This is a genomic window from Gemmatimonadaceae bacterium (assembly GCA_019752115.1).
Taxonomy (GTDB): Bacteria; Gemmatimonadota; Gemmatimonadetes; order Gemmatimonadales; family Gemmatimonadaceae; genus Gemmatimonas.
In genome coordinates this window covers 30,379-45,714 of sequence record JAIEMN010000023.1, presented here as the reverse complement: position 1 = coordinate 45,714, position 15,336 = coordinate 30,379, and the positions used below count along the sequence as shown (strand labels likewise).

Annotated in this window: 12 protein-coding genes; 4 read left to right on the top strand and 8 right to left on the bottom strand. The window is 68.8% G+C overall.

Annotated elements, in window-relative coordinates; genetic code table 11:
- Positions 1-3: 3 nt before the first annotated feature.
- The 6 genes from K2R93_11980 to K2R93_11955 are packed head-to-tail and all read right to left on the bottom strand — an operon-like array spanning position 4 to position 4,838.
- A complete protein-coding gene (locus tag K2R93_11980) occupies positions 4-924 on the bottom strand; it encodes a PLP-dependent aspartate aminotransferase family protein (GenBank protein MBY0490551.1) in 921 nt (306 codons plus the stop codon).
- Entirely contained in the window at positions 917-1,261 is a 345-nt protein-coding gene (locus K2R93_11975; GenBank protein MBY0490550.1) for a hypothetical protein, read from the bottom strand. Before K2R93_11975 ends, K2R93_11980 begins: the two co-directional genes overlap by 8 nt.
- Positions 1,258-1,815 carry a hypothetical protein gene (locus K2R93_11970; protein ID MBY0490549.1) on the bottom strand — a complete coding sequence of 186 codons (558 nt, stop codon included), beginning with the start codon at positions 1,813-1,815 and terminating at the stop codon, positions 1,258-1,260. Before K2R93_11970 ends, K2R93_11975 begins: the two co-directional genes overlap by 4 nt.
- 10 nt (positions 1,816-1,825) lie before the next feature.
- Positions 1,826-2,773, bottom strand: a complete 948-nt coding sequence (locus K2R93_11965; protein ID MBY0490548.1) for an ATP-binding protein — start codon at positions 2,771-2,773, stop codon at positions 1,826-1,828.
- Positions 2,770-3,819: a hypothetical protein gene (locus K2R93_11960; protein ID MBY0490547.1), complete on the bottom strand. Its 1,050-nt coding sequence runs from the start codon at positions 3,817-3,819 to the stop codon at positions 2,770-2,772. Before K2R93_11960 ends, K2R93_11965 begins: the two co-directional genes overlap by 4 nt.
- Positions 3,820-3,830: 11 nt before the next feature.
- Entirely contained in the window at positions 3,831-4,838 is a 1,008-nt protein-coding gene (locus K2R93_11955) for an ROK family protein (GenBank protein MBY0490546.1), read from the bottom strand.
- Positions 4,839-4,899: 61 nt separating this feature from the next.
- Here K2R93_11955 and K2R93_11950 point away from each other — a divergent pair, with 61 nt between their 5' ends.
- The gene (locus K2R93_11950; protein ID MBY0490545.1) at positions 4,900-6,027 is read left to right on the top strand and encodes a beta-lactamase family protein; all 1,128 of its coding nucleotides are present in this window, start codon (positions 4,900-4,902) and stop codon (positions 6,025-6,027) included.
- On the opposite strand, the gene K2R93_11945 is transcribed toward K2R93_11950, so the two are convergent.
- Positions 6,021-7,016, bottom strand: coding sequence for a glycosyltransferase family 9 protein (locus K2R93_11945; GenBank protein ID MBY0490544.1), 996 nt, complete (start codon positions 7,014-7,016; stop codon positions 6,021-6,023). The two genes, K2R93_11950 and K2R93_11945, sit on opposite strands and share 7 nt — an antisense overlap.
- A gap of 45 nt (positions 7,017-7,061) precedes the next feature.
- The gene (gene lepA / locus K2R93_11940; protein ID MBY0490543.1) at positions 7,062-8,858 is read right to left on the bottom strand and encodes a translation elongation factor 4; all 1,797 of its coding nucleotides are present in this window, start codon (positions 8,856-8,858) and stop codon (positions 7,062-7,064) included.
- Between the two features lie 288 nt (positions 8,859-9,146).
- Here lepA and K2R93_11935 point away from each other — a divergent pair, with 288 nt between their 5' ends.
- From K2R93_11935 to mfd, 3 genes are read left to right on the top strand one after another with little or no spacing between them, the layout of a single operon-like run.
- Positions 9,147-10,055 (top strand): DUF58 domain-containing protein, encoded by a 909-nt coding sequence (locus tag K2R93_11935; protein MBY0490542.1) that lies wholly within the window; start codon positions 9,147-9,149, stop codon positions 10,053-10,055.
- Positions 10,056-10,065: 10 nt separating this feature from the next.
- On the top strand, positions 10,066-11,967 hold the full coding sequence (locus K2R93_11930; GenBank protein MBY0490541.1) for a BatA and WFA domain-containing protein: 1,902 nt from the start codon (positions 10,066-10,068) through the stop codon (positions 11,965-11,967).
- Between the two features lie 7 nt (positions 11,968-11,974).
- A complete protein-coding gene (gene mfd / locus K2R93_11925) occupies positions 11,975-15,289 on the top strand; it encodes a transcription-repair coupling factor (GenBank protein ID MBY0490540.1) in 3,315 nt (1,104 codons plus the stop codon).
- Positions 15,290-15,336 lie beyond the last annotated feature (47 nt).

The following is a 15,336-nucleotide window of genomic DNA, read 5'->3' as shown; positions in this document are numbered from 1 at the left end:
CGATCAGGGGAGGCGCGTGGCGAGCCACGCCAGCGCCGCATCGGCCGATTCCACACCGACGACCACGCGGATCTGCGTCGGCGTCTCGCCGGCCACGATGTGCGTTGTGAGTGCGCCATCGCCGTTGCTCTCGGGCGCCCCGACGGCGCGCCGCGCGAGATCGGCATCGGTGAGGGTCAGCACCACCGTGGAGCCGAAGCCGTGCAGTTGCTCGGCGGCGAGCGCGTGATCGGGGTGGGTGGCCGATCCCGGCCACAGGACCGACGACACGGCGGGGGAGTGCGTCGCCCATTCCGCCACCGCCTGCGCATTCGCATTCTGACGACGGATGCGGACATCGAGGGTGCTCACGCCTTGCGCGAGGGTCGCCACGGCCGACGGGTGTGGCACCGCCCCCCACAGCTGCATCTGCGCCCGGACCTCGTCGATGAGCGACTCCGTCCCGCAGGCCACGCCGATCTCGGCACGATCATCACCGGCCAGCAGGTGGCGCGCATCGTGAATCACGACGTCGGCGCCCAGCGCGATCGGCGTGCAGTTGATGGGCGTGGCCGCCGTGGCGTCCACGATGAGCGCGAGCCCGAGCTCCTGCGCCAGCATACGGGGAGCGCGAAGGTCCACCACCCGCGTGGTGGCCAGGACCGGCGTCTCCACAAAGAGCGCCCGGGTGGTTTTCGTGAGCCCCCGGCGCCACGCGCGCCCCTCGAGCGGATCGACAAAGGTGACCTGTACCCCCAGCGCCGGCAGGGCCTGTTCGCAGAAACGCCGCGTGTCGGGGCGCAGCCAGGTTCCGGCCACGAGATGATCCCCCGAACGCAGCAGCGCCAGCATGGTGCACGCGGTGGCAGCCATGCCGCTCGCGAGCACGAGAGCCGACTCGGCGCCCTCCAGGGCGGCGAGTCGGCGTGACAGCGTCTCAGGCACGGGGACGGGTGCGGGAATCGGTATCGACCTTGACGATGCGAACGATCTCGGAGAGCGACGCCCCCACCACATCGCGCAGGACGCAGCCGCCGCGGGGGACCGTGTCGTCGACCTCGAGCACCGCGATCTCGGACCGGCGCTCGGTTACCACACGCACCAAATCGCCGGGAGTCACGAGACGAATGAGGGCGTCATCGGCCCGCATGCGCACGAGCGGCCCCCGTTCCGGGTCACCGGGGCGCGTGCTGATGAAGCCCACCACCTGCATGGCCGGGGAGAGCCCGGTGAAGACGCCGAGTTTGCCCCCCGGGCGCCCCGGCTTGCCGGGCCCGGTCATGTGACACCCCGGACCGAGCCCGGAATGGCGTATCCATCGTCCCGCGCCATCACGAGCCGGCGACGGGTGAGCCGATCGAGACAGGCGTGGCTCTCGGCGACATCCCGGGCCAGCACGCGGGCCACGTCCTCGAGGCGCACCGGGCCATGCTCGCGCACGGCGAGCCAGTGATCGCGTTCGTCGTCGTCCACATAGCCGAACAGCTCGGCCTCCCCTTCATGCCAACTCACCAACGCGAGCCCGTGCCGCTCGAGCACCGTCTCGATCGGGTCGATGTGGCCCTCGTGGATGCCGCGGAAGGTGAGATATCCCGGCGGCGCATCATCGCTGGTGTAGCGGAGCAGGAGCTTCGCCACGATCTCGTCGGCGCAGGAGAAATCGAGCAGGTTCACCTGCGAGAAGTCGATCGTGGTGACGACCGGCGAGCCGATCTCCACCACCTGACGCTCGATGGCGGTGCGCACGGCGGCGCCGGTCGGTCGCGTCACCAGGTTCGAATAGAGATCGCACACCGTGCCCTTGAGGACGGTGCCCACATCGATCAGCACGCTCATGGCTCGTGCCTCATCGCACGCTCCACGACCGCGGCGAGGCCGCGAGCGCGCCCCGCGCCTTCACCGGCGAATCGCCGATGCGTTCGGGGATGATGATCTGCATCTGCGACCCCGGGAAGAACGGCAGGTTCTCCTGGAGTGGCACGTCTTCATCCCACTCGGGTGTGACGGCGATGCGCGCGGTGCCACTGCGCACGCTTAGCTTGCCGCTCCAACGCCCGATGAACCGGCGAATCCCGGCGAGACCCTGGCCGCGCCCCTTGTCGCCGTGTCGGAAACGCGAGACGGCGCGCAGCACCGCATCCTCGAGCGCCATGCCGTCATCCCATCGATCGCTGTGGCGATGGCTCGGTGAGCTTTCGAGCGATTTCCGGAAGCCCATACCGGCATCGCAGACCGCGATCACGACCACCCGGCGGCCCAGGCGGCGCGTGTACTTGTACGTCTGCACGGCGACCCAGCCACCCAAGCCGGCGTGCTCCACGATGTTCTGGCACGACTCACTGAGCGTCATGCCGAACGATCCGGTCACGGCGGTATCGAGATTGAGCTGGCCGTGCAGGATGTCAGCGGCCTTCTGCTGAATGCGCCCCACCACGCCGTGCACGTCGTCGCTCTTCACGATCGGCGTGATCTCGAGGAGCACGTCACTCTCGTGCGCCTCGCGCGCCCGCGGCACATGCCCGTGCATTTCGTACAGCTCGGCGGCGTAGCGGAAAAACCCCGTGCGCGACCAGTACGACACGGTGTCGGGGTTCTCCGGCACCGCAAAGCCCATCAGCTGCTGACGCGATTGCGCGACGCACAGCAGGGCGGTGAGGCCATATGGCGAGGCCCAGCGTGCATGGCGCGCGTCCACGAGGATCTTTTCATCCTCGGGCAACGGGGCCAGCTGCTCGATCACCTGCTCGAACGACTGCTCGTCGAGCGAGGGCGGCACGCTGATGACGGTCGTCACGTGGTGCTGAGCTCTCCGCGGAGGTGATTCGCAAGGCCGGTGGCCCCGCGATGTTCGACATTGCGTGAGGCGGCCCGATTCGCGGCCGCCATGGCATCCGTCAACTTATCACCCGCAAGCAGTCGCGAGAAATGGGTGGCGCCCCACACATCACCACACCCGGTCGGATCGCCGGGCCCATCGATGCGCGGCGCGACACCGGGAATGAGCGCCGTGCGAATCGCCCCGAACGCACTGGTCCCGCCCCGCGGTGATGTGGACAGCGCAGCGTTGTGATGTTTGTGGGGCGCGCGGTCGTGCAGCGTCTCCACACCGGGCGCGGCGAAGTAGGCGGCGCCGCGCTTGCCGAGCGTCACGCACAGGATCGAGACCCCCGCGGCCATGGCCGTGGCGGCCAGTGCCATGGCGTCGGGCGCCATCAGGTGCATCTCGTCTTCGTTGACCTGCAGCACGTCAAAACAGCCGCACCAGGCCGCGACATCCGGCAGCGGGCGCGGCGTCCGGAGCCCGTCGGCCTGTACGGCCATCACCAGCATGTGCAGGTCGCAGTAGATCGGCCCCGTGAAGTGCTGGCGAATGAGCTGCGCCGTTTCGAGGTCCAGCTCCCAGCCGCTCAGCAGGTTGATGTAGAGCGCGTCGAGATGGGCCGCATCGAGCACTGGCTTGAGCCCCAGCCACGTCCAGCCGGGCACTCCACCCGTGAGATGCTCGCTGCGCCGTTCGTCGTCGAGGTAGCGCAGTTCGACGCGATTGTTGGGGTAGGGCACACCGATCAGCGCCGCATCCGGGGCCATGCGGCGCAGGCCCCGGCAATAGAGCTGCGCCTTGTCCACGAGGTCGTTGCCGACCATGGCCAGCGGCACGATCTCCCACGCGTCGGTCAGCGCCGCGTCGAGCGCCGAAAGCGAATAGGTGATACCGCCCCACTCTTCGATGGGCACACTGCGCTTGTCGCGCCCGTGGAGCACATCCCACACGAACGATCCGATGACGCCGAGGCGCTTCTTGCGCGCCGGCGTGGCGGTGGGGCTGACGCCAACGCTCACGGGGACCTCGCTCAGGCCGGCGGTTGGCCGGTGGTCTGGGCGATGAAGCTCGCCACGGCGCCCACCACGCCGGCCGTCCCCGGCAACGTGCCGGGCACGATCCGACAGGCATCGGACACGCTCTTGAACGCGCGGCGCCGCACTTCCGTCCGCAGCGGGCCAAAGAGCGCTTCACCGGCCTGCGTCACGCCACCGGCGAGCACCACGACATCGGGATTGAAGATGTTCAGCAGATTCGCGATGCCGGTGCCCAGGAACTTGGCCGTGTCGCGCACGAGTTCGAGCGCGATCGCGTCGCCCTGCGCCGCGGCCTTGTATACGATGGCGGCGGTGATGAGCGACAGATCGCCGTTCACCATGCCCGGCAGGATCGACGACTCGCCGCGGGCCAACGCCTCGCGCGCGCGCCCGGCGATCGCGCTGCCGCTGGCGTAGGCTTCGAGGCAGCCGTAGTTGCCGCAGCCGCACTGCCGGCCGTTGAGGTCCACGGTGATGTGTCCGATCTCGCCCGCCGCATCGGTGGAACCGTGATACAGGCGGCGATCTACGATCACGCCACCGCCGACGCCGGTGCCGATCGTGATGCCGATCATGTTGCGCCCCCCGCGCCCGGCACCGAGCCACCACTCGCCATAGGTGGCGCAGTTGGCGTCGTTGTCGATCTTGACCGGCAGCCCGGTGAGCGCCGTCATCTTGGACACGAGCGGGAAGTCGTGCCACTGGAGATTGGGCGCCACGAGTACGAGCCCGCGCTCGCGATCCACGGTGCCCGGCGCGCCGAGGCCGATGCCCAGGATGTTCTCGCGCGGCACGCCGCCTTCGCGCACCGTGGTCTCGATGCACGTCTCGACCATGCGCGCCATGCGGGCCACGACGGCGTCGGCGCCTTCGCGGGCGAGCGTGGGTTCGGACGCCTCGCCATACAGGCGCGAGCCGTCGAGGGACATCGCCGAGACGACGATGTTGGTGCCACCGAGATCGATCCCGATGACGAACTGGGAGGAGGGAGAGTTCGGCATGTGGATCACAAAACTAATGGAACGGCGTTAACGGTGCCGCGCCCCGCTCGTCCTCCGGGGTATGACGCCCTCTGCTGAATGGCACCGAATGCCCGGCCGGCTGCTGGCTGGCGCCCTGCTGCTCGCGACGCTGGCGGCGTGCGGCGGTACGGCCGAGACCACCACCGCCCCGGGGTCGTCCACGCCGCCGATCGATGCGCGGACGTTACCGATGTACTTCCCGACCGCCACCGAATCGTGGCCGACGGTCTCCCCCACGGCGTTGGGGTGGGATTCGGTGGCCCTGACTGCCGCCCTCGACTGGGCGGGGACACAGAACTCCACCGCGGTCCTCGTCACGTGGCGCGGCCGCGTCGTGGCGGAGCGCTACTGGAACGGGTGGACGGCCACCACCGACAGCATCATCGCCTCGGCCAGCAAGAGCGTGCTCGCCACGCTGATCGGACAACTGCAGGCCGAAGGGCGCGTGACGCTCGACGCCCCGGTCAGCCAGTACCTCGGGGCGGGCTGGTCGCGCGCACCGTCCACCGAGTCGCGCATCACGGTGCGGCACCTCATGCAGATGGCGTCGGGGCTCAACGACTCCCTGCAAGCGGTCGTCGCTCCGGGCAGTCGCTTCTACTACAACAACCCGGCGTACTACCAGCTGTTCAAGGTCGTGGTTCGCGCCACGGGGCAGGACATCAACACGGCGACCCGCACCCGCCTGCTCGCGCCAATCGGCAGTGCCTGCAGCTGGCGTCCCAACATCGATACCGGCGAGTTGGGGTACATCCTGAGCTGCAATACACGCGACATGGCGCGGTTCGGATTGCTCGCACTCAACCGTGGGCGCTGGAGTGGCACGCGGGTCGTGAGTGACTCGACGTGGATCGACCAGCTCTGGCGCCCGGGCCCCACCGACAACGTGTCGTATGGTATGCTCTGGTGGCTCAACGGGGGGAGCAGCTATCGGCTGCCGGGGCCGTATCTCCTGCCGACATACGCCGGTATGCTAATTCCGTCGGCGCCGCGTGATCTGGTCGCGGCGCTCGGCAAGGGCGACAAGAAGATCTACGTCGTGCCCAGCCTCGAGCTCGTGGTGGTCCGCCACGGAGCGGAAGCTGATGTCTCCGGAGGCAATCCGCTCGCCTCGTCGGCGTTCGACGAACAGCTCTGGCAGCGGTTGAAGGTGGCGCTGCGCTACTGAGTCGGCCGTTCGAGTTCGGTGATGGCGCGCATCATCCGGCCAACCGGCAGATCCCGCATGCACCGCCAGTGCTTTAACGGGCACTGTTGCGGCCCGTGCGCGTTGCACGGGCGGCAGCCCAGCGTGTAGCGCTCGACGACGGTCTGGCGTTCAGCGAGCGGACCAAAGCCGAGCGCCGGCACGGTGGGGCCGAAGACGGCGACCGTGGGGGTATTCATGGCGCTGGCCAGATGGAGCGGCGCGGAATCGTTGGTGACGAGCAGGCGGGCACGCGCGAGCAGCGCGGCGGATCCGAGCAGCGACAGCCGACCCGTGGCATCCACGACGGGCGGGCCTCCGGCCTGCGCCACCGCCGCAGCAATCGCGGCCGCCAGCGGGGTATCGCCACCCGCCCCCAGCACCACGAGACGTGCCCCCGTGGTCGAGCGCGCCAACTCGGCCGCGAGTGCGTCGTAGCTGGGCCAGCGCTTGGTGGCCCACACGCTCCCCGGCGCCAGGGCGATCAGCGGTTCGCCATCGGCGACACCGGCGGCGCGGAGCAGGGCATCGACCGCATCCTGATCCACCGCGCCCGGATACAGCGAGGGGCGGGCGCTCGTCGGCACACTGGTGTCGCCCGCTGGCGACGCCAGCTGCCAGAGTCGCACCGCATGATGCTGGTCCTTCGCGTACGGCACCCGCCGCGTGTACAGCACGCGCCCGCTACTGGTGGCGAAGCCGATGCGTTCCGGAATGCCGGCGAGCCACGCCAGACTCGCCGTGCGCAGCGATCCCTGCGCCATGAAGGCGCGCGTCGCGCCCGTGGCCTTGAGCGCATCGGCCACCCGTCGTACGCCGCGCCACCCACGATCGGCGCCGCGCTTGTCGAAGGCAATGACGCTGGCCACGGCGGGGTGATTCGCGAGCACCGCCGCATTCGCCGGCGTGGCCACCACATGCACAAGGCCCTCACGCGCCAGCCGCTCGAGGAGCGGGGTCGTGAGGACCATGTCACCCAGGAAGCTGGTTTGGAGGACGGCGGAGATCACCCCGCGTCAATCCACCTGAAGCACGGCCAGGAACGCCTCCTGCGGAATTTCCACGCTGCCAACCTGCTTCATGCGCTTCTTGCCTTCCTTCTGCTTCTCCAGAAGCTTGCGCTTGCGCGAGATGTCGCCGCCGTAGCACTTCGCGAGCACGTCCTTGCGGAGCGGCTTCACGGTTTCGCGCGCGATGACCTTCTGGCCGATCGTGGCCTGAATGGCCACTTCGAACAGCTGCCGCGGGATGAGCTCCTTGAGCTTTTCCGCCACCTTGCGGCCCCATTCGTACGCCTTGTCCTTGTGCACGATCACCGAGAACGCGTCGATCGCGTCGCCGTTGATGAGCATGTCGAGGCGCACGAGGTCGCTCGAGCGGTACTCGAGCATTTCGTAGTCGAGCGAGGCGTACCCGCGGCTCACCGTCTTCATCTTGTCGAAGAAGTCCAGGATGATTTCGCCGAGCGGGAACTCCCAGTCGAGCTCCACGCGCACCGTGTCCAGAAAGCGCGTGTTCTTGTAGATGCCGCGACGCTCCATGCCCAGCGTCATGATCGGCCCGATGTAGTCGGACGGACACATGATGCGGGCGCGCACGTACGGCTCCTGCACATCGTCGATCACCACCGCCGGCGGCATCAGCGCCGGGTTCTCGACCAGCATCTCGGTGCCGTCGGTTTTGGTGACGTGGTACTCCACGCTCGGCACCGTGGTGACGAGGTCGAGATCGTACTCGCGCTCCAGGCGCTCCTGCACGATTTCCATGTGCAGCAGCCCCAGGAAGCCGCATCGGAAGCCGAAGCCGAGGGCCGTGGACGTTTCCGGCTCGTACTGCAGCGACGCGTCGTTGAGCTTCATCTTCTCGAGCGCGTCGCGCAGCGTTTCGTACTGCGTCGTGTCGGTGGGGTAGATGCCCGCGAACACGAACGACTTCACTTCCTGATAGCCGGGCAGCGCCTCGGCGGCGCGGTTGTCCTTGTCGAAGATCGTGTCGCCGGCGCGCGTTTCGCGCACCGAACGCACGGCCGCCAGTACGTAACCCACCTCACCGGCGCGCAGCACGTCGGTGGGCACCTGCCGCAGCTGCAGGTACCCGACTTCGGCCACTTCGTAGACGTTGTCGGAGACGCCGAAGGTGATCTTCATCCCCTTCCGGATCTCACCGTCCACGACGCGAATGCTCGGAATGGCGCCCCGGTACTTGTCGTAGTACGAATCGAAGATGAGCGCGCGCAGCGGGCCGTTCAGGTCGCCCTTCGGCGGCGGCACGCGCTTCACGATCTCTTCGAGGAGTTCGGGGACGCCCGTGCCTTCCTTGCCACTCACACAGAGGACGTCTTCCGGCATGCAGCCGATCAGGTCCACCACTTCCTGCCGCCGCCGCTCGGGCTCGGCGCCCGGGAGGTCGATCTTGTTGAGCACCGGGATGATCTCGAGCCCGGCGTCCATGGCGAGGAACAGGTTGGACAGCGTCTGCGCCTGAATGCCCTGCGACGCATCGACCACCAGGATGGCGCCTTCACAGGCAGCCAGCGACCGCGACACCTCGTACGTGAAGTCTACGTGCCCCGGGGTGTCGATCAGGTTGAGCTCATAGCCCTGCCCGTCGCGCGCGGTGTAGCTCATGCGCACGGCGTTCAGCTTGATCGTGATGCCGCGCTCGCGCTCGAGGTCCAGCGTATCGAGCACCTGCGACTTCATTTCGCGCTTCTGCAGCGTGCCCGTGACTTCGATCAGCCGGTCCGCGAGCGTGGACTTGCCGTGATCGATGTGGGCAACGATGCAGAAGTTGCGGATGTGGCTGAGGTTCAAACGGCCTTCCTATAGTGTGGCGGTGCTGTACAGCCTTCAATGATAGTGGGTTAGGGGAGGGTTCCTGTAGTCTGCGGCCGTCGGGCGTCCGATATCCGAGGTGAGTAACCCCCGAGAGCTCAGGGGGAAGGACGTCAGGGGGAAGGAGTCAGGACTGCGCAAACCGCGGTCCTGACCCCCACCCCCTGACGTTCTTCCCCCTGAGTTCTCGGGGGTTCCCCCAACAAAACGCCGCGAAGCGGCGACACCCCCCGAGCAATTCCCTCCCTCCCCGCGTAAACTCCCCAGATGTCCAGCCTCCGCGCCGACGAACTCGACCCCGCCGTCCTCGCCGCCCTGGGCCACCTCGAACTGGTGGCCCGGTGGACCGTCGACGGGTTCATCAATGGGCTCCACCGGTCGCCGCGGAAGGGCTTCAGCGTGGAGTTCGCCGAGCACCGGCAGTACCAGCCCGGGGACGACCTGCGCTACCTCGACTGGCGCATCGCCGCCCGCGCCGACCGGTGGGTGGTGAAGCTCTTCGAGGAGGAGACCAACGCCCGCGCCATGTTGGTGCTGGACGTCAGCGCCTCCATGCAGTGGTCGGGCGATCCGGCGCGTCTCACCAAGCTGGCCTACGCCGAGCGGCTGGCGAGCGCGATGGCGCTGCTGCTGCTCCGGCAGCGCGATGCGGTGGGGCTCATTCGCTTCGACGCCCAGCTCCGCGATGTGGTGCCGCCGCGGTCGGCGCGGACCCAGTGGCGGCGGTTGGTCGCGGCCTTCTCCGAGCCCGGCGGCGGTCGCGCCTCCAACGTGAAGGACGCCCTCATGGCCGCCGGCAAGCTGGTGCGCCGGCCGGGGTTCGTGGTGCTGTTGTCCGATCTGCTGACCGATCCCACGCCCGTGGCCGACGCCGCCAAGACGCTGCGTGCGCGCGGGCATGAGGTGCTGGTCCTCCACATCATGGACCCCGCCGAGCGGGATTTCCCGGAGGCCGGGGAAGCACGCTACCGCGACCCCGAGTCGCAGGCGGAAGTGCCGGCCACGCCCGGCGAAGTGCGGCAGAGCTATCGTCAGACCGTGCAGGAGGCGCTCGCCGACTGGAAGGGCGCCATGACCCGCTCCGGCGCGCGCTATGCGCTGGCGTATACCGATGAACCGTTTGGCCGTCCGCTCCGCTATCTGGTGGGTGTGAATGGCCGCGGCGCGATGATCTGAGCGCGCACTGATGGCGTTTCTTGCCCCCGCGTTTCTGGCGCTCGGCCTGCTGGCCGGCGTCCCCGTCCTCGTCCACTTCCTGCGGCGCCGCATCGGCCGCACGGTGGCCTTTCCGGCCGTGCGCTATCTCGCGCGGATGGAGCAGGAGCACAGCAAGGATCTCAAGCTCAAGAATCGGTTGCTGCTGTTGCTGCGCATCATCGCCTGTCTCGCGCTCGCGCTGGCGGCGGCGCGCCCGATCGCGCGGCTCTTTGGCGTGGGGCACGCGCCGGTCGCGCTCGCGCTGGTCATCGACAACTCCATGAGCAGCGGCGTCGTGGCCGATGGTCGCGCGCGCTTTGACAGCGTGCGCGCCGAGGCGCGTCGCGTGCTGAACGATCTCTCGGGCGATGATCGCGCGTGGCTGGTCACCGCCGATGGACGCGTGATTGGTGGCGCGCCGGCGGCGCTGACCGAGGCGCTCACCGCCATGACGCCGCTCGGCGGGCGCGGCAATCTCACGCTGGCCACGCAGCGGGCCCTCGGGCTCGCGCGGAGCGGCGCCCCGCGGACGCCGGTCGTCGCGCTGGTGAGCGATGGGCAGCGGAGTGAATTCGTGAGCGACAGTGTGGTGGACGCCGGCCCGATCCCCATCGTGGCGCTCACCGTGGGCGGCAGTGCCGTCGCCAATCGCGCGGTGCTCGACGCGCGCCCCGATCCGGTCCGCTGGACGCCCAGTGGCAGTGTGTCGCTGGCCGTCGCCGCGAACACCACCACACCGTGGCGCCTCACGCTCGATGGTCGGACGGTGGCCCGTGGCGATGCGCCGGCCGCCACCATGGCGGCGCCGGCCCGCATCACGCAGAAGCTTGCGAGCACCGGCTCGGGGTGGATGCGCGGCAGTGTGGAACTCGATGCCGATGCGCTCCGCGCCGACGACACCCGCTGGTTCGCCATTCGCGTCGCGCCGCCGCCCATGGTGGTCGTGCGCAATGAAGGGGGGCCGTTCCTGAGCGCGGCCCTGGGCACGCTGGTCGACGAAGGCCGTCTGGCCCGCGGCACGCCGGCCGACGCGCGCGCCGTCATGGTGGGCGGGGCGGACGCCGACGGCACGCGGCTCCCCGTGCTGCTCACCGCGCCGGCCGATCCGCTGCGCGTGGGCGACGCGAACCGTCAGCTCGCGCGCCTCAATATTCCGTGGCGCTTTGGCGCCATCGCGCGCGGGCAGGTGCTCGCCCGCGTGCCCTCCGCCAACGCCGACACCACGTCACCGGCGGTGCGCGCCTTTGAAGGGACCCCGGTGCGCCTGCGCTATCCGCTCGTGTACTCGCCGGGAGGCGGGGCGGCCACCGGTGCCCCCGCGCCCGATACGCTCGCCACGGCAGGCGGGACGCCGTGGGTCGTCGCTGGCGCGGGATATGTGCTGATTGGCTCGCCGCTCGAACCGGAGTCGACCGATCTCCCGCTCCGCGCCTCGTTCGTGCCGTGGGTCCTCGAATCGCTGGCGCGGCGCCTCGGCGACGATGGCCGGCTCATCGAAACCGTGCCCGGGGCGACCATTACCGGCCTGCGCGAGGCCACCGGCCTCGAGCAGCCCGATGGCAAGGTCGTCCCGTTGTCCGGGGACCGGCTCACCGTACCGGCTTCGGCGGGTGTTTACTTTCTCCGTCGCCAGGCAGCTCGCATCGGAGCACTGGTGGTGAATGCGGAGCCTGAGGAGTCGGACGTGGCAGGAATGGCGCAGGACAACGGAAACGCGGCGGCCGGTATGCTGGCCCGCCTGGTGCGCGGCGAGGACGTGGCGGTGATGCGCGCGGCACCCGCCTGGCGGTCGGCGATCTTTGCGCACGCCGCGGGGCAGGCCCTGTTGCTGCCGCTGGTGGCGCTGGCCCTCGCGGCGCTCCTCGCCGAAGCGTACCTCAGCGGTCGCTGAGGCCACCATGGGTCTTCCGCGTCTGCTCGACGCGATCGCCGGCCTCCCGGCGTTCGCCCGTACCCTGCAGGCCCTCCCCGGGCCGGGGAAGTCGCTCCGCCTGGGTGGTCTGGCGGGGTCGTCGGATGCCGTGCTGGTGGGCGCCCTCGCCCGCGCGATGCCGCAGCAGCTGGTGGTCATCGTCACCGACCAGCTGGGCGATGCCGAACGGTGGCTCGCCGATCTGCAGGCGCTCACCGACGACATCCCCATCGCGCTCTATCCTCCGCGCGAAGGTTTTGGCGAAGTCGAGGCCCACGCCGAAGTCGCCGGCGAGCGCGTCGAAACGCTCGAGAAGCTCGCGCGCAGCGGCGTGCGCATTCTGCTCACCACCGCGCGCGCCGTCCTCGAAAAGACGGCGCTCCCCCGCGTGCTCGGCGCCGCCCGCCTCGAGATCCGCAAAGGCGACGAGCGCCGCCCGGAGGAGCTCGCGGCGCATCTCGAGAAGATCGGCTTCGAACGCGTGGACATGGTCGAAGACGTCGCCCAGTTCTCGGTCCGCGGCGGCATCTTCGACATCTACTCGTTCGGCATGGCCGAACCCGTGCGCCTCGAGTTTTGGGGCGACGAGATCATCGAACTCCGACACTTCGATCTCAACACGCAGCGGAGCACGCGCGACGCCGAACTCGCCCTCATCCTGCCCGTGGACATCCAGAGTGATCTGGAAGAGACGACGGATGAGCGCGTGGCGCTCCCCGCGCTGTGGCCAAGCGATACGCTGGTGGTGATGCCGGCGGGGAGCAGTGTGCTCCCCGAGTTCGTGCGCACCTGGGACGAAGCCCAGCACCATATCGAGCTGGCCCGGCGGCGCGGCGAGGAGTTCGTGCATCGCGAGCGGCTCTTCGTGGCGCCACCCGAGATGGCGAGCACGATGGCGCGCTTCGGTACGCTGCGGCTCAACCCGCCACCGCAGCGCGCCACGAGCGCGAACAGCGCCGATGATGCCCCGGTGGGCCCCGAGCCGGACATTGCGTTCCCGACGCGCGCGCCGGAAACCATTTCGCGTGACCTGCGCGTGCTGCGCAAGCTGCAGCGCGATGGGCTCTCCACGCTCATCCTTTGCGACAACAGCGGGCAGGCCGAGCGCCTCGAGGAACTGCTCGGCGAAGATGGCCCGGTGTCGGCGTCGATCGCCATTGGCGTGCTCGGCGGCGGTTTCGTGGTGCCCAATGTGGTGCGTGTCCTCACCGACCACGAGATCTTCCGCCGCGAACGCCGCCTGCGCCGCGCGCGCCGCTACACCACGGGCGCGAGCCTCGATACGCTGGGTGCGCTGAAGCCGGGCGACTATGTCGTGCACCTCGAGCATGGCATCGGCATCTATCGCGGTATCGAGAAGGTCTTCGTTCGCGAAAGCACGATCGAAAGCGCAGTCATCGAGTACGAGGGTGGTGATCGGCTGAACGTGCCGCTGTACCGCATCGATCAGATCGAGCGGTATCGCAGTGCCAGCGATGTCTCCGATGACATGCCGCCGCCGCGGCTGCACAAGCTGGGCGGCAACAAGTGGAAGGCGCAGCGCGAGAAGACGCGCATGGCCATCCTCGAGATGACGCAGGAACTCCTCGATCTGTACGCGCGCCGCAAGGTCACCACACGCGAGCCGCACGGGGCCGACGGCCCGTGGCAGCGGCAGCTCGAGAGCAGCTTCCTGTTCGAGGATACGCCCGACCAGCGCAAGGCCACCGAGGATGTGAAGCGCGACCTCGAGGGCGAGCGCCCAATGGACCGCCTGCTCGTGGGCGACGTGGGCTACGGCAAGACCGAAATTGCCATTCGTGCGGCCTTCAAGGCCGTGCAGAGCGGGCGACAGGTGGCCGTGCTGGTGCCGACCACCATTCTGGCCGAGCAGCACGCGCGGAGCTTTGGCGACCGGTTGGCCGACTTCCCGGTGACCATCGAGGTCATGAGCCGCTTCCAGACCGCCAAGGAGCAGTCGGCGGTCGTGGAGAAGCTCAAGAAGAAGCAGATCGATATCGTGATCGGCACGCATCGCCTGCTGAGCCCCGATGTGGAGTTCGCCGAGCTGGGGCTCATCATCGTGGACGAAGAGCATCGGTTTGGCGTGAAGCACAAGGAGCGCCTCAAGCAGCTCAAGCTCTCCACCGACGTGCTCACGCTCACGGCGACCCCGATTCCGCGCACGCTGCATCAGTCGCTGGCCGGGCTCCGCGACCTGACGCTGATGCAGACCCCGCCGCGCGACCGCTCGCCGGTGCTCACGTTTGTGGAGCCGTTCGACGACGGGCTCATTGAAGAGGCCATCTCCCGCGAGCTCGATCGTGGCGGACAGGTGTTCTTCGTGCACAATCGCATCGAAACGATCGAGGCGATTGCCGATCATCTGCGCCGCCTCGTACCGCGCGCCCGCATCGCGGTGGGGCATGGCCAGATGAAGGAGCGGGAGCTCGAGAAGGTCATGCGGCAGTTCGTCGAGGGCGAGGTCGATATCCTCGTTTCCACGCTCATCGTGGAAAGTGGCCTCGACGTGCCGAATGCGAACACCATGTTCGTGAACCGCGCCGACTACTTCGGCCTCGCCCAGCTGTATCAGCTGCGCGGTCGGGTGGGACGGTCGCACCGCCGCGCCTACTGCTTCCTGCTCGTGCCGGAGCGGGTGGATGAAGACGCCGAGCGCCGCCTGGCGGTGCTGGAGCACCACACCGAACTCGGCGCCGGCTACCGGGTGGCCCTGAAGGACATGGAGCTGCGAGGCGCCGGCAATCTGCTGGGCCCCGAGCAGTCGGGGTTCGTGCATGCCGTGGGCTTCGACCTGTATCTGCGGCTGCTCGACGAGACCGTTCGGCAGTTGGCCGACGGGGGCGGGAAGAAGCCGTGGATCCCCCCCGACGTCAGCATGGACTTCCCGAGCTTCCTCCCCGACGACTACATCGAGTCGCAGGAGGCCAAGCTGGATGTCTACCGGCGGCTCACCGCGCTCCGGGAGCCGGCGGCGATCGAGGCCCTCCAGAACGAGGTGCGCGACCGGTTCGGCGCGCTCCCGGAACCGGCCAAGGCGCTCTTCGGTGGGGCCCTGTTGCGCGTCCTCGGGGCCGCCCTTGGGGTGGACGGGGTGCTTGTGCGCGCCTCTGAAGCCCGTGTTAGTTTCAGGGCTAACGCAGTTCCGCGCCTCAAGGGGCTGTCGGCGGCATTCCACGATGTGCAATTCCAGGTGGATGTCCGCCGCACGCAGCCCTTGGCGCTCAAGCTCACCCGATTGGGTGGCGCGGAGATGCTCGAGGGGCTGGTGCGCGCGCTGCGCGCCCTCGCTCCCACCTAACGGCAACCTTCTGGTTGCCGTCAGGGTCCCACCACCACCAACCACTC